Here is a 22,189-nt window from a genome sequence, read left to right as displayed (position 1 = left end):
CAACAACGGCGGGCAAACGAAAGCCCGGACGAGACGATTGAGGGGGAGCGATGGCTGAGAAGACCAGCGCGAAGAAACAGTTCGATGTGTGGGCTCCGTTTGCAGAGTCCGTGACTCTGCTCGCGGAAGGTCAGCACCACGAAATGCGGTCGCACGACGACGGCGCGGCGGGCTGGTGGACGGCGGACGTACCCTGGCGGGCCGGGACCGACTACGGCTATCTGGTGAATGGTGAGGGTCCCTTCCCGGATCCGAGGTCGCAACGGCAACCGGGCGGGGTGCATGGTCTTTCCCGCACCTTCGATGCCTCGTCCTATGCGTGGAACGACTCGGAGTGGGCGGGGCGCGGGCTCGGCGGCGCGGTCATCTACGAGCTTCACCTTGGCACCTTCACTCCGGAGGGCACGCTGGACGCGGCCGTGGAGAAACTGGACTACCTCGTTGAATTGGGAATCGACTTCGTGGAGCTCCTGCCGGTCAATGCCTTCAACGGTCACCACAACTGGGGGTACGACGGCGTGCTGTGGTTCGCCGTCCACGAGGCCTACGGGGGACCGGAGGCCTATCAGCGATTCGTGGACGCCGCGCACGCTGCCGGACTAGGTGTGATCCAGGATGTGGTCTACAACCATCTGGGGCCGAGCGGGAACTACCTGCCGAAATTCGGTCCCTACCTGAAGTCCGGCGAAGGCAACACATGGGGCGACTCCGTGAATCTGGACGGCCCCGGCTCCGACGACGTCCGCCAGTACATCCTGGACAACGCGGCCATGTGGTTGAGCGACTTCCACGTGGACGGGCTGCGCCTCGACGCCGTACACGCCCTCCGCGATGAGCGGGCCGTCCATATCCTGGAAGACCTGGCCAGCCTCGCGGACGGCATCGAAGCCGAAACAGGCATCCCCAAGACCTTGATCGCGGAATCGGACCTGAATAATCCCCGCCTCATCTACCGCCGGGACACCAATGGCTACGGCCTGGAAGGGCAGTGGAGCGACGATTTCCACCACGCCGTGCACGTGAACCTCACCGGGGAAACAACCGGCTACTACGCGGATTTCGATTCCCTGGGTGCGCTGGCAAAGGTACTCGAACACGGTTTCTTCCATGACGGGAGCTACTCAAGCTTCCGCGGCAGGCATCACGGCCGCCCCATTCGCCCGGGGCTGGTCCATCCTGCCGCTTTGGTGGTCTGCAACCAAAACCACGACCAAATCGGCAACCGCGCCGCCGGGGACCGCCTGAGTTCGAGCCTGTCTTACGGCAGGCTGGCGCTGGCCGCCGTACTGACCATGACCTCGCCGTTCACCCCGATGCTCTTCATGGGCGAAGAATTCGGCGCGTCCACACCCTGGCAGTTTTTCACATCGCACCCGGAGGAATGGCTGGCCGAGGCCACAGCAAAAGGCCGGCTCAAGGAATTCGAACGGATGGGCTGGGACCCCGCACTGGTGCCCAACCCCCAGGACCCGGAGACGTTTGAACGCTCCAAGCTCAAGTGGGAGGAGGCGCACGACGGCGATCACGCCCGGTTGCTGGACCTTTACCGGGCGTTGGCGAACCTCAGGCGCTCGACGCCGGAGCTTGCGGGCGGCGGGTTCACGGACACCCATGTCGACTTCAGCGAAGAGGACAAGTGGCTGGTTCTTGGCAGGGGCGCGGTGAGGGTAGCCTGCAACTTCGGGGACCGGACCCTGACGAAGGACATGGATGGCGAAGTCTTGCTCGCAACGGACTCCGCGGCCGCCGTCGGGAACGGAAAGCTGACGCTCCCGGGGGAGAGTGCCGCCGTCGTGCGCCTGAAGTGACCGTGCGCCTGAAGTGACGGCGCGCCCGAAGTGACCGCGCCCACATGACGGACACCGGCCTTCGAGGCTGGGAGGCGGTGGCAGGATGGTAGGTATGACTTATTCGGCTGCGGAAAACCGCTATGAAACCATGCCCTACCGCCGCGTCGGACGCAGCGGCCTCAAACTTCCCGCGATCTCGTTGGGACTATGGCACAACTTCGGCGACGACAAGCGCTTCGAAGAGCAGCGCGCCATCCTGCGGCGGGCCTTTGATCTGGGAGTCAACCACTTCGACCTTGCCAACAACTATGGGCCGCCGGACGGATCGGCTGAGACGAACTTCGGCCGGCACCTGAAGGACGACTTCAAGCCGTACCGCGACGAGCTCGTCATTTCGACCAAGGCCGGTTACTACATGTGGCCCGGCCCGTATGGAGAATGGGGCTCCCGCAAGTACCTGCTCTCCAGCCTGGACCAGTCGCTTCAGCGCATGGGACTGGACTACGTGGACATCTTCTACAGCCACCGTCCCGATCCCGAAACCCCGCTGGAAGAGACCATGGGCGCCCTGGACCACGCAGTCCGTTCCGGCAAGGCGCTCTATGCAGGAATCTCGTCCTACACCCCCGAGCAGACCCTCGAGGCCGCCCGGATTCTCAAGGAGATGGGCACGCCGCTTCTCATCCACCAGCCCAGCTATGCCATGCTGAACCGCTGGACCGAGAACGGTTCGCCGAACCTCTACGAAACGCTTGACCAGGTTGGCGCAGGATCCATCGCCTTCTCCCCGCTGGCACAGGGGATGCTCACCGACCGTTACCTGAACGGCATTCCCGCGGACTCGCGCGCCGCCAAGGAACGGTTCTTGTCCCAATCAGCGCTGACCGAGGAAAAGCTGAGCCGGGTGCGTGGTTTGAACGCCATTGCCGAAGGACGCGGCCAAACCCTCGCCCAGATGGCTATCGCCTGGATCCTGCGCGAGCAGCCCAAGGGTTCGCCTGTGACATCGGCCTTGGTGGGCGCGTCAAGTGTCGCGCAGCTGGAGGACACCGTGTCCGCGATCAACAACCTTGACTTCACGTCAGAGGAACTGACTGCCATCGACGAGTTCGCCGTCGAATCGGACATCAATCTGTGGGCGCAGAAGTAGATTCCGAAACTTAATACACTTGCGGGGCCGGCCGGGAACAAAGCCGGCCCCGTTCAGGTTGGCTACAATGCAAAGAGCGCCGAATGGCGCTGTGCCTTTAAGACGCCGTCGTACATCCAGGTACGGACGCGCTAGGTACCTGAGGTTAGTTCTCGAAGGAGTTCCGTGTCTTCACATCCGATTCGTGTCGCCATTGTCGGCGTAGGTAACTGCGCCGCTTCGCTGGTCCAAGGTGTCCACTACTATCGCGATGCCGACCCCCAGGCCACGATTCCGGGTCTGATGCATGTTGAGTTCGGCAAGTACCACGTCAATGACGTCCAGTTCGTCGCTGCCTTCGACGTCGACAGCAAGAAGGTCGGCCTCGACCTCGCTGACGCCATCGGAGCCAGCGAGAACAACACCATCAAGATCGCCGATGTCCCATCCACCGGCGTGACCGTGCAGCGCGGCCACACCCTGGACGGACTGGGCAAGTACTACCGCGAGACCATTGTCGAGGCTCCGGAAGACGCAGTGGACATCGTCGCCGCACTGCGCGAGGCCAAGGCCGACGTCATGGTCTGCTACCTGCCGGTCGGTTCGGAGGAAGCCGCGCACTTCTACGCCCAGTGCGCCATCGACGCCGGTGTTGCCTTCGTCAACGCCCTGCCGGTCTTCATTGCAGGCACGAAGGAATGGGCCGACAAGTTCACCGCGGCTGGCGTGCCGATCGTCGGCGATGACATCAAGAGCCAGATCGGTGCCACCATCACACACCGCGTCATGGCCAAGCTCTTCGAAGACCGCGGCGTCACCCTGGACCGCACGTACCAGCTGAACGTCGGCGGCAACATGGACTTCAAGAACATGCTCGAGCGCGACCGCCTGGAATCCAAGAAGATCTCCAAGACCCAGGCCGTAACCTCCAACGTCGAAGCCAAGCTCCACGCCGACGACGTCCACATCGGCCCCTCCGACTACGTCGCCTGGCTCGATGACCGCAAATGGGCGTTCGTCCGCCTCGAAGGCCGCAACTTCGGCGACGCCCCGGTGTCGCTCGAGTACAAGCTTGAGGTCTGGGACTCCCCGAACTCCGCCGGCGTGATCATCGACGCCATCCGCGCCGCCAAAATCGGCCTGGACCGAGGCATCGGCGGCCCGCTGCTGTCCGCTTCCAGCTACTTCATGAAGTCCCCGCCGGAGCAGTTCAACGACGACCTCGCCCGCGAAAAGGTCGAGGCCTTCATCCGCGGCGACGTCGAGCGCTAGCGCCCGCTTCCGGCCTGCCGGACTGGCTGCCCTTCCCGGCCGCCCGGCTGCCCGGCCTGGCCCGGACGCTCGCTCACTTGTGTGGGGTTTTGGGTGGACGCTCGCTCACTTATATCGGGTTTTGGCTGGACGCTCGCTCACTTACAAGTGAGCGGGCGTCCGTCGTTTAACGGTCGCTCGCTACACGGCGCTTGCAAAACCGGATGCGACGGCGGGATCGACCCACGCTGATCGCAGTGCCTTCTTGATCTGTTTGGTTGCCAGCTCGAAACCATCTGCCAAATCTTCCTTGCGGAAGACGAGGACCGTCCATCCGGCTGCTTCGAAGGCCTTGTTCCGGCGTCGATCGCTGAGTGTCTGGGCCTCCGCGAGGTGATGGCCGCCGTCGTACTGAATGGCGACCCGCCTTTGGCGGAACCCCAAATCCGCCGACGGCGAGAACGGATCGTCACTTCGCAACTTGAGTTGAAGTTCCGGTTCGGGGATTCCAGCGTCCAGCATGGCCAAGCGAAGCAGGGACTCAGGCGCGGAATCCGCGCCCACGCGCATCAGTTCGAGCGCCTGCCGGGCACGCACGACGCCTTGTAAATTTGGATGCCGTTCCACGAGGGCGCGCAGTTCTTCAAGGGTCGCGAACGGGGTGTCCCGCCCTTCCAGCGCCTGGCGGGGTACGCGAATCAGCTCGTCGCCCATGCAGACGAGGTCGTTCAGAGGAAGCACCCGGGCCATGTCCAGCCAAGTGCGGGGGCGCGTGCTGATCCGTATTCCATCAACTGATTCGACCTCGTTCACGGCCGCGATCACCCTGTGCGCGATCACGCCTTTGCGGCGGGCTCCAGGCAACGATCGCGGCTTGCTGAGGTGCAGCTCTGTCGAATCGGCAAGCCACGGCGGAAGGCAGGAGCAGCGAAGGCGCGCTGCCGTCACATGGGAGATCCAGGCCCCGGGAGTAGCGGCCGATAGCGCACGGGCGGCGGACTCAAGATCGAAGTCCCAGCCGATCGGACGGTAGAGGCTACGGCTGACGCGTTCGACGTCGGCGCGAAGCAGACGGCTGCGCGGCACACCCTGGGCTTGGGCCTCGGCTAGCGTGAACGGTCCTGAAAGCAGTTCGGAGGGAAGGGCAATCTCGTTTCGCATACCCGCATTGTTGCGCAAATGGGCGGGTGCCTGCAGAAGTTATCCACAGGCTCGGGATTCGGCAGTAGGTCTTGTCGTGCTCGGGAGCTGTAGGTGAGCGCGCGTTTCCCGAAAGGGCCGTATACGTGAGCGAGCGTTCTGCGAAAGTGGCACATAGGTGAGCGAGGGTTTCGTAAATATGGCACATACGTGAGCGTGCGTCAGAAGAGGCCCACCGGATTTCCGTGCTCATCGACGTCCATTCGCATCGCGGCGGGCTCCTTGGGCAGTCCGGGCATGGTCATGACTGCACCTGTCAATGCGACGATGAAGCCCGCACCGGTCTTGGGAATCAGCTCGCGCACGTGCACCGTGAATCCCTTGGGGGCACCCAACTGGGAGGCGTCGTCGGTGAATGAATACTGCGTCTTGGCCATGCAAACCGGCATTCCGCTCCAGCCGTTTCGCCGGATGTCCGCGAGGCGCCTGAGCGCGGGAACGGAAAATTCCACGCCGTCGGCGCCGTAGATTTCCTGCGCGATCGTGCGGATCTTGTCCTCCACAGACAGGCTCAGAGGATACAAATGTCGGAAGTCCGACGGCGCTGCTGCCGCCACCGCCGCGGCGACCTTCGCCGCGAGCTCATCACCGCCGTCGCCCCCTCCACCGCGGCCCCAGACATCCGCGACCGCCGCCTGCACTCCCTCCCGCGCGCACCAAGCCAGCAGCCATTCGAGCTCTTCTGCTGTGTCCGACGCGAATCTATTGACTGCAACAACCGGTGTGACGCCAAACTTCTCGACGTTGTGCACGTGCCGTTTCAAGTTCTCGACGCCGGCGGCGAGCGCCTCAACGTTCGGCTCCTTGAGAAGCTCCTTCGGAACGCCGCCCTGCATCTTCAGCGCCCTGATGGTCGCGACAACGACGACGGCGGACGGCGCCACGTCCGCGATGCGCGACTTGATGTCCATGTACTTTTCGGCCCCGAGGTCGGCGCCGAATCCCGCTTCCGTGACCACGATGTCCGCAAGCTGTTGGGCCGTTCGCGTGGCGATGAGCGAATTACAGCCGTGCGCGATATTGGCGAACGGGCCGCCATGCACCAGGGCCGGGGTTCCCGCGATGGTCTGCACGAGATTCGGTTTGATGGCATCCTTCAGCAGCATGGTCAGTGCACCCTGGACACCGAGATCGGCCACCGTAACCGGCCGCCGGTCATAGGTGTAGCCGAAAGTGATGCGGCCGAGGCGCTCGCGGAGATCATCCAAGTCCGTCGCGAGGCAGAAGACGGCCATGATTTCCGAGGCCACGGTTATGTCGAAACCGTCCTGTCGCGGCACTCCCTGAGCGGGCCCACCGAGGCCGATGATGACCTCGCGCAGCGAGCGGTCGTTCATATCGAGGACCCGCTTGAACGTCATGCGGCGCGGATCAATGTTGAGCTCGTTGCCTTGGAAGATGTGGTTGTCCACAAGGGCCATGAGGGCGTTGTTGGCTGAGGTGATCGCGTGGAAGTCGCCGGTGAAGTGCAGGTTGATCTCGTCCATGGGGAGAACCTGGGAATAGCCGCCACCGGTCGCTCCTCCCTTCATGCCCAGGATCGGTCCGAGGGACGGTTCGCGCAACGCGACCATCACGCGGTGGCCGGCCCGTGCCAAGGAATCGGCAAGTCCTACCGTGGTTGTGGACTTTCCCTCACCCGCCGGCGTCGGGGACATGGCAGAGACGAGGACTATCTTGCCCGCGCGTTTGACGTCCGGGAGACGGAGCTTGGCGAGATCGATTTTCGCCTTGAACCGGCCGTACAGTTCCAATGCGTCCACGTTGATCCCGGCACGCTCCGCGACCTCCTCGATGGGACGTATCGCTGCATTCTGGGCAATTTCAAGGTCGCTCAAGTTCTTGTTTTCAGACATCCTTGTCCTCAACTCCGCGGGAACACTGTTCGCGACAATCTACCAGCCACGCCTTCATACGTGAGCGAGGGTTTGGGGGATTGGGCTCATAGGTGAGCGAGCGTCGTCGGGATTGGGCTTATAGGTGAGCGAGGGTCTAGCTTGGGCGGACGAGGACAGCACCGATGGCTGCGTGGTAGCTCTCGAGCGCGAACGCCGCTGTCCTCTGCCAGCCGAAGGCCTCGGCGTGCACGGCGGCGGCACGGCCCATATCTTCGCGGGTGCGGGGATCGTCGTACAGGGCTTCGATGACGTCGGCCCAGCGGGAGGGATTGTGGCCGTCAACCAAAATACCCGTACGTCCGTCGGCAACGGCGCGGGACAGGCCGCCAACGTTGGTGGCCACCACCGGAGTGCCGCAGGCCTGCGCCTCAAGGGCAACGAGCCCGAACGATTCGCTGAAGGATGGCATCACCACGACGTCGGCTGAACGGAACCAGCCCGCCAGCTTCGGCGCCTTGACGGGCGCACGGTGCGTTACGACGTCGTCGAGCCCGGCGGCCGTGATGAACGACTGCAGATTGAAGTCCTTGGCGCCGCTCAAGGCGCCAAGGATGGTCAGCTCAAGATCGATGTCGGGCCGCCTCTTGCGGAGGATGCCAACGGCTTGGATGAATACCTGCGGGCCCTTGAGCCGCTGGATGCGTCCGGCGAAGAGCAGGTGGAAACTGCCGGGCCGCACGCCAAGCTCGGCGCGGGACCGGGCGCGGAACGCCGGGGTGAACACGGTGAGGTCAACTCCGGGGGGAGCGATGTCTATGCGGTCGAAATCGGCGTTGTAGTGAGATACGAGCTCTTGGGCCTCGGCGGGAGTGTTGGCCACGAGTCGAGCGGCTCCATCCACAATCCTCTGTTCGCCGTCTTCGCGTAGGCGCGGTTCGGGCCGCTCGCCGGATTCGAGCACGAGGTTTTTGACCTTCGCCATGGTGTGCATCGTGTGGATCAGCGGCACGTTCCACAATGCGGAGAGTTCAAGGCCGGCAACGCCGGACACCCAATAGTGGGAATGGATGGCGTCGTACCGGCCGTGTGGTTGCCGTTGCCGGATCCTCTCGATTTCGGCAACCATGGTGTGGAGGAGCTCGGGAAGTTCCTCCTTGGGCAGTTTCCGGGGCGGGCCCGCCAGGACGTTATGGACACAGACGCCGGGACCGGGATGTTCGACGGCGGGCTGCCCGGCCGACGTCGAACGCGTGAAGATCTCAACCTCCACGCCAAGATCCGCCAACGCCATGGCGAGGGCCCGGACGTAGACATTCATGCCGCCGGCGTCGCCCGAACCCGGCTGCTCCATGGGCGAAGTGTGGAGTGACAGGAAGGCTACGCGACGGATCAACGACACCGCTACCTCCTGTATCCAACGCAATTCCACGAGCCCCGCAAAGCGAAAATCCTCTGCGTCCCAGCGAAAACACTACTCCTGACCTCCCTCGCACTGCAGCCAGCCCAACAAGGCCATCAGTGCAGGGCTGGCTGGTACCGTAACGGAGGTGAGCCATTCAACCAGCGAAGCAGGAACGTCGGCAGCCGCTAGCTACGAGATCCGGCCCGCCCGGGCAAGCGACTGGCCCGGGATCTGGGCGGTCCTGGAACCGGTGATCCGGGCAGGGGAGACCTTTACCTGGGACCGCGACACTTCCGAAGAAACTGCCCGGAACAAATGGTTCAAGGAAGCGCCCGGCCTGACCTTTGTGGCAGTGCGCGACGGCGAAGTGCTGGGTACCGGGGAACTGCACGCCAACCAGGGCGGCGGTGGAAGCCATGTGGCCAACGCCGGCTACATGGTCCATGCCGATCACGGCGGGCAGGGAATCGCTCGAGCACTTTGTGCCTATTCCTTGGTTGCTGCCCGGGATGCCGGGTTCAGGGCGATGCAGTTCAACGCCGTCGTCGAAAGCAACGTCCGCGCGGTGGGCTTGTGGCAGTCCATGGGCTTCCGCATCCTGGCGACCATCCCCGAGGCCTTCCAGCATCCGACCCTTGGCTACGTGGGGCTGCACGTGATGTACCAGGAACTCTGAAAGCTATGCACAATCGTGGCCGCGGCGTAGTCTGCCGTGCATGGACGCAACGCCCGGGACGCGATTCGACCCCCTTGCCGCTATCCGAGGGGATGTGCAGGCGGACGGACCCGATTCAGGCTGCGATCTCCTTCTGACAGGCACTGTGTTCCAGGACATTATCTTTACCGGACTGGACCGGAGCCCGGAACCGGGTACCGAAGTGTGGAGCCAAGGCATGGGGACCTGCCCCGGCGGCGTGGCCAACCAAGCCATCGCGGCTGCCCGGCTTGGGTTGAGGACCAGCCTCGCTGCGGCGTTCGGCGACGACGGGTACGGGGACTTCAACTGGCGGATCCTGGAAAGCCAGGAGCACGTGGACCTCTCCCTGTCCAGGCGGTTCGAGGGCTGGCATTCTCCTGTCACAGTCTCCTTGTGCGTCGATCAGGATCGTTCCATGGTCACTCACGGGCATCCTTCGCCCATGAGCGCGTCCGAACTGATTGGCGATCCGCCCAAAGCGCTCGCAGCCGTCGCGGATCTCGACGAGGAGCCGGAGCCTTGGATGCTGGCGGCGAGGAAGGCCGGCGTCAAACTCTTCGGCGACGCCGGATGGGATCCGACCGGAGTGTGGTCCTCGAAGCGGCTGGACCAGCTCAGCAATTTCCACGCCTTCATGCCGAACCAGCGGGAGGCGATGGCCTTCACCGGCAAGGACAACCCCTGGTCTGCGCTCTACACGCTGGCCGACCGCGTTCCGGTGGCTGTAGTGACGCTGGGAGCGCAGGGAGCCATGGCTGTGGATTCCGAAACCGGCGAGGAGGAGTGGGTCCCGTCCCTTCCCGTGACAGCGTACGACCCCACGGGAGCGGGCGACTGCTTCGGTGCGGCGTTTGTTGTGGGCTGCCTGGCCCGATGGCCTTTGGGAGACCGGCTCCGCTTTGCCAATCTTTGCGCCTCGCTGGCGGTACAGGAAGTGGGTGGCTCGCTGGCTGCACCCGGTTGGGGAGACATAGCGGATTGGTGGCAGCGAGCGAACGCCCGGAGGGAGCGGCAGTCCAGCCAGTGGCTCAAACGGTTCGCTTTCCTCGAGGACATTGTGGCGGACGTCCCGCCCGGGGCCCAACGTCGCGCAACAGCGACGATCGCCCACAACTCGGACGCCTGAGCAGCGCCCACCCCGCCGGACAAGCCGCCCACCCCGCCGGACAAGCCGCTCACCCCAGTCAGCCCGCTCACGGCGAGTCAACCCGATCGCCGTCGCGGCACTAGAATCGTGAGGGTGACTTACGAAGCAGCTGCCAGTTTCGAGCCCTCGACGACATCGGGTTCGGCAACGGTCCTCGAACGATCAGCCGTCATCGACCTGGACGCCATCCGGCACAACGTTCGCCAATTTGTGGCTATCGCCTCACCCGCAAAGGTCATGGCCGTGGTCAAGGCCGACGCATATGGGCACGGCGCGGTGCAGGTGGCGCGCGCGGCGCTCGAAGCCGGCGCCCGATGGCTTGGTGTTGCCCATATTTCGGAGGCCTTGACCCTGCGCGCGGCTGGAATTGATGCCCCCATGCTGGCCTGGCTGCACACCACCCAAAGCAACTTCCAAGCGGCAGTCGCCGCCGGCGTCGACGTCGGGATCTCCGGCTGGGAACTCGACGCGGTGGTCGCCGCGGCACGCGAACAGGAACGACCCGCCCGCATCCATCTCAAGGTGGACACCGGCCTGGGCCGCAACGGCTCCACGATCGCCCAATGGGACAAATTGGTGGGCCAGGCCATGGAATACCAGGACGAGGGCCTCCTGCGCGTCGTGGGCATCTTCTCGCACTTGGCCGTGGCCGATGAACCGCACCGTCCCGAGACCGATGAGCAGTTGGCGGCTTTCCGGGAAGCGATTGCCGTGGCCGAGGACGCCGGGGTGGACACCGAAGTCCGGCATCTGGCCAACACGCCCGCCACGCTTTCCCGCCCGGATGCCCATTTCGACCTCGTCCGCGTGGGGCTCGGGCTTTACGGACTATCCCCCTTCGAAGGACAAATCTCCGCGGAACTTGGGCTCCGTCCCGCCATGAGGGTCCGGACCCTCGTTTCCAACTGCAAGCGGGTGCCCGAAGGACAGGGGGTGTCCTACGGGCTCAACTACCGGACGTCCAGCGAGAGTGCCTTGGGCCTGATCCCGCTCGGTTATGCCGACGGCGTGCCACGCGTCGCCACCGGCGGACCGGTGCGGGTCAACGGAGTCAACTACCCCGTTGTGGGCCGGATCGCCATGGACCAGATGGTCATCGACCTTGGAAACGCTGTGACGGACGAAGCCGGCTGGCTCGGTGCCGAAGCCGTCATGTTTGGTGACGGCGCCGACGGCGGCCCGACGGCGGACGACTGGGCCGCCGCCGCTGGGACCAACAACTATGAGATTGTCACCCGCATCGGCCCACGCGTCCCGCGCATCTACATCAACGAGACCCCGGGGGCGGATGCCCGGTGAGCGGGGCCCCGATTGACAAAATCCCGTTGAAAGAAGCGTTGTGGGAACGGACCGTCAAAGTCGCGACGGCGGAGCAGACTCACGCTTTGGGCTCGGCGCTCGCCGAGGTCCTTGAGCCGGGTGACCTGCTGGTCCTGACAGGCGAACTCGGCGCCGGCAAGACTACTTTCACCCAGGGACTCGGCGAAGGACTGGGCGTCCGTGCCGGCGTCATCTCACCAACGTTTGTCCTGGTGCGGATCCACCCCAACCTGCCGGACGGGCCGCGCCCCGGCGGCCCTGACCTGGTCCACGTTGATGCGTACCGGCTGGCATCAGCTGCCGAAATCGACGACATCGACCTCGAAAACACGATGGACAACTCCGTGACAGTGGTCGAGTGGGGGCGCGAGCGCGTGGAACACCTTTCGGATAGCCGCCTGGACATCGAGATGCATCGGACGGTGGGCGGCACGGCGGCAACCCGGCCGGAAGCTGGCCAGGATGCCGTGTTGGATTTCGACCCGGAGAACGACGACGAACCCCGCACCATCGTTTTCCGCGGCTTTGGCCCTCGCTGGAGCGCCGTGCCCGAAATACTGGAGGAGAGTGCCCGATGCTGATCCTGGCCATTGATACTTCGGCCGTGGCGAGTGCGGCGCTCATCTCGGACGACGCCATCGAGGGTGTCGTGGAGTCCTTCGCCACGGAGGACACCCGCAGCCATGCCGAAGTCCTGGCGCCCGGGATTGAGAAGCTTCTGGCCGACGCCGGAGTGAGCGGCGCGGACATCGACCTGATCGTCACCGGTGTTGGCCCCGGGCCGTTCACGGGCCTCCGTTCTGGGATTGCAACTGCCCGCACTTTGGCATTTGCCTGGAACAAACCCCTTTTCGGTCTCATGAGCCTGGATGCGATCGCTTTGGAGGTGGCCGAGTCAACCGAGGCGCAGGCCGAGTTCCTAGTGGCCACGGATGCCCGTCGCAAGGAGGTCTACTGGGCGCGCTACACGCTCAATGATGGCCAGCTACCGCAACTCGTGGACGGTCCGCACGTCGGGTTCGCCTCGGAGCTGCCCGATCTCCCGGTCTTCGGTGCCGGCGGCGGCATTTACGCGGACGTCGTCGACGCGAACGAGGAATTCAGCGCCACCCAGCCCGACGCGGCCTCGTTGGGCCAGTTCGCCATGGCCCTCCTCGCGGCCGGCGCGGAACTGCCGGATTCCACTCCCTTGTATTTGCGGGAATCCGACGCGCAAGTGCCTGGCCCTAGGAAGCGTGCCCTGTGAAACCCACGTACCAGTTCAAGCTCGACGGCGTGACGTTGCGCGACATGACCGCCGACGACGTCACCGCCGTCGAGATACTCGAACGTCGGCTTTTCCCGGTGGACGCGTGGCCGATGCAGATGTTCTTCGATGAACTTGCCCAGGTTGATACCCGCCGCTATGTGGTGGCCGAAGCTGACGGGCAGATTGTGGCCTACGCCGGGCTCATGTGCATCGAACCGATCGCGGACGTGCAGACGATCGCCGTCGTGCCCGAATTCGAAGGCAGGGGAATCGGCTCCGCCATCCTCACGGAACTGATCGAAGAGGCCCGGCGGCGCGGCGCGGTGGAAGTGCTCCTGGAGGTCCGCGAGGACAATCCACGGGCGCAGGCACTCTACGTGCGGTTCGGCTTCGAGCAGATCCACGTCCGCCGGCGGTACTACCGCGACGGCACGGACGCCCTCATCATGAGGCTGACATTGACTGAAGGAACACCGGCATGAACCAACCCGGCCACGCGAACCAACCCGCCACCGTCCAGCCTCTCGTGCTCGGGATCGAGTCCTCCTGCGACGAGACCGGCGTGGGAATTGTCCGGGGCACCACCCTGCTGACCAACACTGTGTCCTCTTCGATGGATGAGCATGTCCGTTTTGGCGGCGTCATTCCGGAGATCGCCTCCCGTGCTCACTTGGACGCCTTCGTACCCACGCTGCGGGAGGCCCTGCACGAGGCCGGTGTGACGCTGGAAGACATCGACGCCATCGCCGTGACCTCCGGACCCGGCTTGGCAGGGGCGCTCATGGTGGGTGTCTGTGCGGCCAAGGCCCTCTCGGTTGCCACGGGCAAGCCGCTCTACGCGATCAACCACTTGGTGGCGCACGTCGGCGTCGGGCTCCTTGACGGCGCCGCCGGCGGCACTGGAGGGCTCGGTTCGGGCGGCCGGCTGCCGGAAAATCTCGGTGCGTTGCTGGTTTCGGGAGGGCATACGGAAATCCTGCGCATCCGCAGCATTACCGACGACGTCGAGATGCTCGGCTCCACGATCGACGACGCCGCAGGGGAGGCCTACGACAAAGTGGCGAGGCTCCTGGGCCTTGGCTACCCGGGTGGACCGGCCATCGACAAACTCGCCAAGCAAGGCAACGCCAAGGCCATCCGCTTTCCGCGCGGCTTGACGCAACCGAAGTACATGGGAACCGCGGAGGAGCCGGGACCGCATCGCTACGATTGGTCCTTCAGCGGGCTCAAGACCGCCGTCGCGCGCTGCGTTGAGCAATTCGAAGCCCGGGGCGAGGACGTTCCCGTTGCCGATATCGCCGCCGCATTCCAGGAAGCCGTCGTGGATGTCATCACGTCCAAGGCTGTGCTGGCCTGCAAGGAGAACGGCATCACGGATCTTCTGCTGGGCGGCGGAGTTGCAGCCAATTCCCGGCTCCGTGAGCTCACGCGGCAACGCTGCGACGCGGCGGGCATCACCCTGCATGTGCCGCCGCTGTCACTGTGCACAGACAACGGCGCCATGGTCGCTGCCTTGGGCTCGCAGCTCATCATGGCGGGAATCAGCCCCAGCGGCGTCGCGTTCGCTCCGGATTCCTCCCTGCCGGTGACCACGGTTTCTGTGTAGGCGGAGGAACCCGGCTGGAGGCTATGCGGTCGGCACGGACCGCATTTGCTGCACGAGATCCTGCACGACAGCGTGAAGATCGCCGTCGTGCTGGGCGGCGACGCGGCGCTGGCGCTGGTAGCCTGCTCCGCGGGCGATGATCTTTTCGACGTCGGCCAGTTCCGCCGAGCACCCGAGCTTCTCCGCGACAGGCGCCAGGCGCAGCAGCGTTTCCTTCAGGTGCTCAGTGACGAGCTGCTCGTTGCCTTCGGCATCGAGGATGATGATCGCGTCCATGCCGTAACGGGCGGCGCGCCACTTGTTTTCCTGGATGTGCCATGGCGGCATGGTCGGAATGCTGCCGCCGTTGTCCAGGATCGTGGAGAACTCGTCCACGAGGCATTGGGTCAGGGCCGCAACAGCGCCGACTTCCTCTAGGGTGGCCAGGCCGTCGCAAATGCGCATTTCGATGGTGCCCAGATTCGGTACGGGCCGGATATCCCAGCGGATTTCGGACAGGGTGTCGATCACCCCGGTAGTGAACATGTCCTGGACATAGGACTCGTATTCGGCCCAGCTGGGGAACTGGAAAGGCAGCCCTGCCGTGGGCAGTTGCTGGAACATGAGCGCGCGTTGTGACGCATAACCGGTGTCTTCGCCGCCCCAGAACGGGCTCGAGGCGGACAATGCCTGGAAATGGGGAAAGTAGTTGACCAGTCCATCGAGGATGGGGAGCGCCTTGTCCCTGCGGTCCAGGCCGACGTGGACGTGGACTCCGTAGATGACCATTTGCCGTCCCCACCATTGGGTGCGGTCGATCAGCTTGGCATAGCGTTCTTTGTCCGAGACCGGCTGAAGCTGCGGCGGGCTGAAGGGATGGCTTCCGGCGCAGAAAAGCTCCACACCCATGGGGTCGGTGACTTCCCTGACGGCCTGAAGCGAGCGGGCCAGGTCTTCCTTGGCTTCCTTGACGGTGTTGCACACGCCCGTGACGAGTTCCACGGTGTTCAGGAGCAATTCCCGCTTGATGTGCGGATGTTCGTCGTCTTCGTTCAGGTCCGGATGCCGCGATGCCACGCCCCGCAGGACCTCATTGGCGACCGAGACCAATTCGCCGGTGCGTGCGTTGACGAGCGCGAGCTCCCATTCCACCCCCAGGGTCGACTGCCTGGATGAAGCGAAATCAATCTGCACGTGGGTCCCCTCGGTATTTGCCAAAAACGCCCTGAGCAATGCCCGCCGTGGGGCCGTCAGCGGTTGGCTCAAGTCTAATGCAGGGGCGGTACGGTACCGCATGATGGACCGCGAGGTAAAAAGGAGAACCAAAGCCATTTGCTAATGAGAATGATTTGCATCTAAGATGGTCGGCATGCATCTTACTGTTGTCAGCTCACTGGACAGTCAATGCCGCGAAGCGGCCACCGCCAGGCTTGGGCGGACCCACCGCGATTCTGTGGTGGTCCTGCACGACCTCCTGGACGGCTCCATCGTCCTGCGAAGGATCTTCCGCAAGGGTGAACTGGTGGAGCAGGCGCAAACCGCTTTGGAACACGGCTGCCTCAGCTGTACTGTCCGCCTCGATGTTGTCCCGACGGCGGAACGCCTCGCGTCCTCCGGCCATGACCACATCGTCCTGGGCCTGCCTCCCGGGGTCTCAGTGGACATGGCGGTGGCCGAACTCAAGCGCGGCCTGGAACGGCCCGCCGTCATCGACAACGCCGTGTTGGCAATCGATCCCTCAGGACTGGAAGACCACATCTGGGACAAGCACACCCTGTATGAATCCGGCTTCACGGCCATGCCGGAGGATGAGCGCACCAGCGGAGAATTTCTCATCGGGGAATTGGGCCATGCGGACACCGTCATGGTGCACGCCGGTCTTGGGGCAGAGCTGGCGGGCTTGCGTCCGGACTCAAGCGAGGACTGGACCCTAGGGCTGGAACTGCTCGGGCAGCTTGCGCCGCACGCCGTCGTTTCCGCGGGCGACGACGACTTCCGGCCCGGCTGCTACGACGGCGCCGAGGCTCTGGCCAGGGTTCGTCGTGGTTCCGTGAGGGTTCCGCTCGAGGAGGAGTCAGGGCGATTCCGGACCGTGCTCCACAAAGTGGAGCGTCCGCTTCATCCACGACGATTCCAGGAGGCGCTACCCAAGCTGGCCGAGGGATGCCACTGGATGCGGGGCCGTTTGTGGATTGCCTCGGCGGCCAAGGTCCGGATCGCGGTGCAGGGAATCGGGCCGCGCGTCTGGCTCGAAGGCACAGGCGAGTGGCTCGCGGACGCGGGCAACGCCCCTGTCCTCGACGGTAAGGGCCTGGAACAAGGAAAGGGACTCCCCGACGTCGACGCTGTCCTTGACTGGCATCCCCACTTCGGCGACCGGGGCACGGTGCTGGCCGTGACCGGACGAGGGGAAGACCTCGACGACGCCGAGATCCGGGCACTCCTGGACGGATGCGCGCTGAGCGAAGCGGAGATGAGGCTCGGCTTCGCCGGACTCGAGGACCCCTTTGAACTCGAATCCACCCTTTAGCCGAGCTCCAGCCCCGGTAGAACAAAACCGCAATCAAACAAGTCAAAACCCGAGAAGGAGAACCCCATGAAAGTCAGGAACTCGCTGCGTGCCCTCAAGAAGATCCCCGGCGCGCAAGTCGTCCGCCGGCGCGGCCGCACCTTTGTCATCAACAAGCTGAATCCTCGCTTCAAGGCGCGCCAAGGCTAGCTCCCCGTCTAGGCTGGGCAGAGAACCCGCTACGCGAAGGAAGTCCCGTTATGCCGATCCTCAATAAAGACATGACGCTCTGTATTTCTCTCTCTGCCCGGCCGAGCAACAACGGAACGCGTTTCCACAACTTCCTTTACGAAGCGCTCGGCCTGAACTGGATCTACAAGGCCTTCGCTCCCACCGACCTCCGGAATGCGATCGCCGGTGTTCGCGGCCTGGGCATCCGCGGCTGCGCCGTCTCGATGCCCTACAAGGAAGATGTCATCGCCCTGGTTGACCGTATGGACGCTTCGGCCGCCGCTATCGACTCGGTCAACACGATCGTGAACGACGCCGGCGTGCTGACCGCGTACAACACGGACTACACCGCGATCGCGCAGTTGATCGAGCGCAACGCGATCGACCCGGCGTCCTCGGTTCTGCTCCGTGGTTCCGGGGGCATGGCCAAGGCAACTGCGGCTGCCTTCCGCGACGCCGGCTTCTCCCGCGTTACCGTGGTTGCCCGGAACGAACAGTCCGGGCGGTCCCTTGCCGGGCTCTACGGCTTCGGCTGGCAGGCCGACGTAGGCGAGTCAACGGCGGATGTGCTCGTCAACGTGACCCCGATCGGCATGGCCGGCGGACCTGACTCCGGCTCACTGTCCTTCCCCGAAGAGGCGGTGGCGGCTGCGCACGTGGTGTTCGACGTCGTCGCCCTCCCTGCAGAGACGCCGCTCATCAAGGCCGGCCGTGCAGCAGGGAAGACCGTGATCAGCGGCGCTGAAGTGGCCACCATCCAGGCACTCGAACAGTTTGTGCTCTACACGGGGATTACACCGACACCGGAGCAAGTGGCCGCGGCCGAGGAGTTCACGCGCGCCCAATAGGGCGCCGCGGTCCAGGGTCCAGCTCAGGCGGCCGCTACCGGCTCCACGACAACAGCCACCTTTTCCTCGCCGATCCTCGTGAGGACCAGGGTGGCTGTTTTGCTGCCGCGGGATTTTGCCGGGCCCTTTCCGGGCGGCAGCAATTGTTTCCGCAGCTCTTCGGGGGTAACGGAGGTGCCCCGCTTCTTGATGTCGAGGACGCCGATGCGGTTGGCCTTCACCCAGGCCTTGAGGGCCTTGACGTTCAGCGGCATGACTTCCAGGACTTTGTAGGCGCGGGCGAACGGGGTCTCCACCAGTTCCGGAGCGCAGATATAGGCAATGTGGTGGTCCACCAGGTGGCCGCCGAGCCGGAGCGCGACGTCGGCCACCAGGCCCGCGCGGATCACCGCGCCATCCGGTTCGTACAGGTATCCCTCCACGGGCCCGACGCCGGGCACCGGGCCGCCGTCGAAATCTTCGCCGCTGGTGATCTCTGCCGCGCCCTGCGGCCCGAGCACAAGGGCAGCGCGGCGGATGCCCGGGCGGGAGACGTCATTGAACCACAGCGTTACTTCCGTGACGTCCCCTCCCACCGAAACCCACTGTGCCTCGCAGCCGGCCGGAACCGAATCATGTGGCATCCCCGGGCCCATCTTGACCCCCACGGACCTGCCGGTAGCGGCCAATGATTCAACGAAGGACAACGGCGGCGAGAACGCCTCGGGGTCCCAGATCCGTGTGGTTCCCGACGACGACGTCGTGCGGCGCGCCGGATCGAGCCACACGCCGTCGACCCCGTCGAGGGGCACCGACGTGGCGTCGGAATGCACCACCGTTGCGTGCGGGAAGGACATGAGGTTGATCGTGGCGCACGCTGCGGTGGTCTCGTCGAGTTCCACGGCGGTGACCTTGATGTCCATGGAGGCCATGGCCATGGAGTCGGCTCCGAGCCCGCAGCCCAGGTCCGCGACGTGCTGCGTGCCCGCCTTGGCGAAGCGTTCGGCATGCCTGGCTGCGACATTGAGCCGGGTGGCCTGTTCCAGTCCGGCCTGGGTGAAAAGCATCTGCCGGGCGAATTCGCCGAACTTGGCCTCGGCCCGGGTGCGGAGCCTGGACTGGGTGAGGACGGCGGCCACGAGCGCGGGGGAGTGGCCGTCCTTGCGGAGGCGCGCATTCAGGGCGAAGGCTTCGCCATCGCGGTACGGTCCCAAGGACGCCAGCAGCTCCCAACCTTCCGTTGTCAGCAAGGGGGCAATCTGGTCCGGGGATGTGTCAGCCATGGGAACTAGCCTAGTGCTCGCCAGTGATCCGGCGTCGGGAGGGATCAGGGACCACTCGGGCCGATAGGGTTGATGCCATGGAAGACAACCCAGTACGCCAGCCTGACGACGCCAATGGTTCTCCCTCTGCCCCCGATAAACGTCCCTTCGCCGGAAATCTTTCCAAGTATGCCCGCCCTGCGCTCATCGTGGGTGCTTTGATTGCCATTGTCTGCATCGCGCTCTTGATCATTATTTTCTTCCTCGACTCTTTCAACGCCGCCACCTACTCCATGACCGGAAAGAGCGTCCAGGACGCCACGGATGAAGCCCGGGACATCCGTGACAGCTACACCGGTGCCCGCATCGGGGCGATCGTCGGGCTGGTGGTGTTCGGCGTCGTCGCGCTCGCCAGCGGCGTAGTCCTCTACCTGAACCGCGGAACCGGACCGAAAGAAGAATACGACGACGGCGAGGACGTCGACTTCGACGACCTCGCCGGGCAATGAGCTACTTGACCCGGAAGCTGCCCCTTCGGACGTTCACCCATGACTGAATTCTGGCACTCGCCTTGACCGAGTGCTAATGCTTACATAGAGTCTTGATTAGCACTCTCCCTAGGCGGGTGCTAATCATGCCGCCAGGCAACTTACCGGCACCGCGACGACGGTAAGCCCGCCACGGCACCCCTGGTTTGATAGTCCATGTACTACCTCACGTAAAGGAGAGATCCGAGTGTCGGTCTCCATTAAGCCTCTCGAGGATCGCATCGTTGTCCGCCCGCTCGAAGCAGAGCAGACCACGGCTTCCGGCCTGGTCATCCCGGACACTGCACAGGAAAAGCCGCAGGAAGGCGAAGTTGTTGCAGTTGGCCCCGGCCGCTTCGATGACAACGGCAACCGCGTGCCCGTCGACGTAACCGTTGGCGACGTCGTCATCTACTCCAAGTACGGCGGAACTGAAGTCAAGACCGGCGGCAACGAATACCTCGTTCTGTCCGCCCGCGACGTTCTGGCGATCGTCGTTAAGTAATTCCCTTGGATCCCGCATCGCAGATCGGGTCGGACTTCTTCCGGTCGGATCAGCGGTGCGGGTTTTCCGTCTTGAAAGGACACAACCATGGCAAAGCAGCTTGCGTTTAACGACGCTGCCCGTCGCTCGCTCGAAGCAGGCATTGACAAGCTCGCCAACACCGTCAAGGTCACCCTTGGCCCGCGTGGCCGCAACGTCGTTCTGGACAAGAAGTGGGGAGCTCCCACCATCACCAACGATGGTGTGACGATCGCCCGCGAAGTCGAACTCGACGACCCGTATGAGAACCTTGGTGCGCAGCTGGCCAAGGAAGTCGCCACCAAGACCAATGATGTCGCAGGCGACGGCACCACCACGGCCACCGTGCTGGCACAGGCCCTCGTCAAGGAAGGCCTGCGCAACGTTGCCGCGGGAGCCGCTCCTGGCGAAATCAAGCGCGGCATCGAGGTTTCCGTGCGGGCCGTGGCTGCCCGCCTCCTGGAGAACGCCCGCGAAGTAGAAGGCACCCAGGTTGCCAGCGTTGCCGCGATCTCCGCCCAGAGCGATGAGGTTGGCGAGCTCCTCGCCGAGGCTTTCGACAAAGTCGGCAAGGATGGTGTCATCACCATCGAAGAGTCCTCCACCACGCAGACCGAACTGGTCCTCACCGAGGGCATGCAGTTCGACAAGGGCTACCTGTCCCCGTACTTCGTCACTGACGCGGAACGCCAGGAAGCCGTTCTGGAAGACGCGCTCATCCTGATCAACCAGGGCAAGATCTCCGCGCTGCAGGAGTTCCTGCCGCTCCTCGAGAAGGCCCTGCAGGCTGCCAAGCCGCTCTTCATCATTGCCGAGGACATCGACGGCGAGGCACTGTCCACGCTGATCGTGAACCGTATCCGTGGCACCCTGAACGTGGTTGCCGTCAAGGCTCCGGGCTTCGGCGACCGCCGCAAGGCCATGCTGCAGGACATTGCCACGCTGACCGGCGCACAGGTTGTCTCCCCGGAGCTCGGACTGTCCCTGGACCAGGTTGGCCTCGAGGTCCTCGGCAGCGCCCGCCGGATCACTGTCACGAAGGACAACACCACCATCGTTGACGGCGCTGGCACTCCTGAGGATGTCGCAGCACGCGTCGCCCAGATCCGTGCCGAGCTGACCCGCACGGACTCCGACTGGGACCGGGAGAAGCTGCAGGAGAGGCTTGCAAAGCTGGCAGGCGGGATCGGCGTCATCAAGGTCGGCGCAGCCACCGAGGTCGAGCTCAAGGAAAAGAAGCACCGTATCGAGGACGCAGTGTCCTCCACGCGTGCTGCTCTTGAAGAAGGCATCGTCTCCGGCGGTGGATCCGCCCTCATCCACGCCCTCAAGGCTCTGGACGAGGACGCTTCCGTCAAGGCACTGGAAGGCGACGCGGCTGCCGCCGTCGGCATCGTCCGCCGCGCCCTGACCCAGCCCCTTCGCTGGATCGCCCAGAACGCCGGCTTCGACGGCTACGTCGTGGTTGCCAAGGTTGCCGAGCTGGAAGACAACCACGGCTTCAATGCGAAGTCCGGAGCGTACGAGGACCTGATCGCCGCAGGCGTGATCGACCCCGTCAAGGTCACCCGCTCCGCGCTCCAGAACGCCGCGTCCATCGCAGCCTTGGTTCTCACCACCGAGACCCTGGTTGTCGAGAAGCCGGCCGAGGAAGACGAGCACGCAGGCCACAGCCACTAACACTGGTTGATCGATGCAGGAG

General features: G+C 64.3%; 21 protein-coding genes. 16 read left to right on the top strand and 5 right to left on the bottom strand.

What is annotated here, in order from left to right; all coding sequences use genetic code 11:
- Positions 1–50 precede the first annotated feature (50 nt).
- From treZ to AB0O52_RS06295, 3 genes are all read left to right on the top strand, one after another.
- A complete protein-coding gene (treZ, locus tag AB0O52_RS06305; protein ID WP_364534966.1) occupies positions 51–1,808 on the top strand; it encodes a malto-oligosyltrehalose trehalohydrolase in 1,758 nt (585 codons plus the stop codon).
- A 94-nt stretch (positions 1,809–1,902) separates the two neighbouring features.
- A complete protein-coding gene (mgrA, locus tag AB0O52_RS06300; RefSeq protein WP_364534964.1) occupies positions 1,903–2,940 on the top strand; it encodes an L-glyceraldehyde 3-phosphate reductase in 1,038 nt (345 codons plus the stop codon).
- Between the two features lie 165 nt (positions 2,941–3,105).
- Entirely contained in the window at positions 3,106–4,191 is a 1,086-nt protein-coding gene (locus AB0O52_RS06295) for an inositol-3-phosphate synthase (protein WP_364534961.1), read from the top strand.
- Between the two features lie 180 nt (positions 4,192–4,371).
- Here the strand turns inward: AB0O52_RS06295 and AB0O52_RS06290 are convergent, their stop codons facing one another.
- The 3 genes from AB0O52_RS06290 to mshA form a co-directional block, all read right to left on the bottom strand.
- Positions 4,372–5,331 carry a DUF559 domain-containing protein gene (locus AB0O52_RS06290; protein ID WP_364534959.1) on the bottom strand — a complete coding sequence of 320 codons (960 nt, stop codon included), beginning with the start codon at positions 5,329–5,331 and terminating at the stop codon, positions 4,372–4,374.
- Positions 5,332–5,531: 200 nt separating this feature from the next.
- Positions 5,532–7,226 carry a formate--tetrahydrofolate ligase gene (locus tag AB0O52_RS06285; protein ID WP_364534956.1) on the bottom strand — a complete coding sequence of 565 codons (1,695 nt, stop codon included), beginning with the start codon at positions 7,224–7,226 and terminating at the stop codon, positions 5,532–5,534.
- A gap of 136 nt (positions 7,227–7,362) precedes the next feature.
- Complete coding sequence (gene mshA / locus AB0O52_RS06280) at positions 7,363–8,607, bottom strand: D-inositol-3-phosphate glycosyltransferase (RefSeq protein WP_364534953.1); 1,245 nt, start codon at positions 8,605–8,607, stop codon at positions 7,363–7,365.
- 148 nt (positions 8,608–8,755) lie between these two features.
- On the opposite strand from mshA, the gene AB0O52_RS06275 reads away from it, so the two are divergent.
- From AB0O52_RS06275 to tsaD, 7 genes are all read left to right on the top strand, one after another.
- Entirely contained in the window at positions 8,756–9,286 is a 531-nt protein-coding gene (locus AB0O52_RS06275; protein ID WP_364534950.1) for a GNAT family N-acetyltransferase, read from the top strand.
- Between the two features lie 40 nt (positions 9,287–9,326).
- The gene (locus AB0O52_RS06270; protein WP_364534947.1) at positions 9,327–10,433 is read left to right on the top strand and encodes a carbohydrate kinase family protein; all 1,107 of its coding nucleotides are present in this window, start codon (positions 9,327–9,329) and stop codon (positions 10,431–10,433) included.
- Between the two features lie 114 nt (positions 10,434–10,547).
- Complete coding sequence (alr, locus tag AB0O52_RS06265; RefSeq protein WP_364534945.1) at positions 10,548–11,753, top strand: alanine racemase; 1,206 nt, start codon at positions 10,548–10,550, stop codon at positions 11,751–11,753.
- Positions 11,754–11,779: 26 nt separating this feature from the next.
- The gene (gene tsaE, locus AB0O52_RS06260) at positions 11,780–12,355 is read left to right on the top strand and encodes a tRNA (adenosine(37)-N6)-threonylcarbamoyltransferase complex ATPase subunit type 1 TsaE (protein ID WP_364534942.1); all 576 of its coding nucleotides are present in this window, start codon (positions 11,780–11,782) and stop codon (positions 12,353–12,355) included.
- On the top strand, positions 12,349–13,020 hold the full coding sequence (gene tsaB, locus AB0O52_RS06255) for a tRNA (adenosine(37)-N6)-threonylcarbamoyltransferase complex dimerization subunit type 1 TsaB (protein WP_364534939.1): 672 nt from the start codon (positions 12,349–12,351) through the stop codon (positions 13,018–13,020). Before tsaE ends, tsaB begins: the two co-directional genes overlap by 7 nt.
- Positions 13,017–13,505 carry a ribosomal protein S18-alanine N-acetyltransferase gene (rimI, locus tag AB0O52_RS06250; protein WP_364534936.1) on the top strand — a complete coding sequence of 163 codons (489 nt, stop codon included), beginning with the start codon at positions 13,017–13,019 and terminating at the stop codon, positions 13,503–13,505. Before tsaB ends, rimI begins: the two co-directional genes overlap by 4 nt.
- The gene (gene tsaD, locus AB0O52_RS06245; protein WP_364534934.1) at positions 13,502–14,629 is read left to right on the top strand and encodes a tRNA (adenosine(37)-N6)-threonylcarbamoyltransferase complex transferase subunit TsaD; all 1,128 of its coding nucleotides are present in this window, start codon (positions 13,502–13,504) and stop codon (positions 14,627–14,629) included. Before rimI ends, tsaD begins: the two co-directional genes overlap by 4 nt.
- A gap of 21 nt (positions 14,630–14,650) precedes the next feature.
- Here the strand turns inward: tsaD and AB0O52_RS06240 are convergent, their stop codons facing one another.
- Complete coding sequence (locus AB0O52_RS06240; protein ID WP_364534931.1) at positions 14,651–15,802, bottom strand: glutamate--cysteine ligase; 1,152 nt, start codon at positions 15,800–15,802, stop codon at positions 14,651–14,653.
- Between the two features lie 175 nt (positions 15,803–15,977).
- Here AB0O52_RS06240 and AB0O52_RS06235 point away from each other — a divergent pair, with 175 nt between their 5' ends.
- From AB0O52_RS06235 to AB0O52_RS06225, 3 genes are all read left to right on the top strand, one after another.
- Positions 15,978–17,138: a GTP-binding protein gene (locus AB0O52_RS06235; protein WP_364534928.1), complete on the top strand. Its 1,161-nt coding sequence runs from the start codon at positions 15,978–15,980 to the stop codon at positions 17,136–17,138.
- Between the two features lie 66 nt (positions 17,139–17,204).
- Positions 17,205–17,327, top strand: a complete 123-nt coding sequence (gene ykgO, locus AB0O52_RS06230; RefSeq protein ID WP_184740519.1) for a type B 50S ribosomal protein L36 — start codon at positions 17,205–17,207, stop codon at positions 17,325–17,327.
- A 50-nt stretch (positions 17,328–17,377) separates the two neighbouring features.
- Complete coding sequence (locus tag AB0O52_RS06225) at positions 17,378–18,196, top strand: shikimate 5-dehydrogenase (RefSeq protein ID WP_364534925.1); 819 nt, start codon at positions 17,378–17,380, stop codon at positions 18,194–18,196.
- A gap of 23 nt (positions 18,197–18,219) precedes the next feature.
- Here AB0O52_RS06225 and AB0O52_RS06220 read toward each other — a convergent pair whose 3' ends face one another.
- Complete coding sequence (locus AB0O52_RS06220; protein WP_364534922.1) at positions 18,220–19,458, bottom strand: class I SAM-dependent methyltransferase; 1,239 nt, start codon at positions 19,456–19,458, stop codon at positions 18,220–18,222.
- A 77-nt stretch (positions 19,459–19,535) separates the two neighbouring features.
- On the opposite strand from AB0O52_RS06220, the gene AB0O52_RS06215 reads away from it, so the two are divergent.
- The 3 genes from AB0O52_RS06215 (at position 19,536) to groL (ending at position 22,167) form a co-directional block, all read left to right on the top strand.
- On the top strand, positions 19,536–19,946 hold the full coding sequence (locus tag AB0O52_RS06215; protein WP_364534919.1) for a hypothetical protein: 411 nt from the start codon (positions 19,536–19,538) through the stop codon (positions 19,944–19,946).
- A 226-nt stretch (positions 19,947–20,172) separates the two neighbouring features.
- Positions 20,173–20,469, top strand: a complete 297-nt coding sequence (groES, locus tag AB0O52_RS06210) for a co-chaperone GroES (protein WP_028265041.1) — start codon at positions 20,173–20,175, stop codon at positions 20,467–20,469.
- A gap of 87 nt (positions 20,470–20,556) precedes the next feature.
- A complete protein-coding gene (gene groL / locus AB0O52_RS06205) occupies positions 20,557–22,167 on the top strand; it encodes a chaperonin GroEL (protein WP_364534916.1) in 1,611 nt (536 codons plus the stop codon).
- Positions 22,168–22,189: the final 22 nt, after the last annotated feature.

The sequence above is a fragment of the Arthrobacter sp. NPDC080073 genome, from assembly GCF_040686575.1.
GTDB lineage: Bacteria > Actinomycetota > Actinomycetes > Actinomycetales > Micrococcaceae > Arthrobacter.
This window is presented reverse-complemented; position numbering and strand designations above follow the sequence as displayed.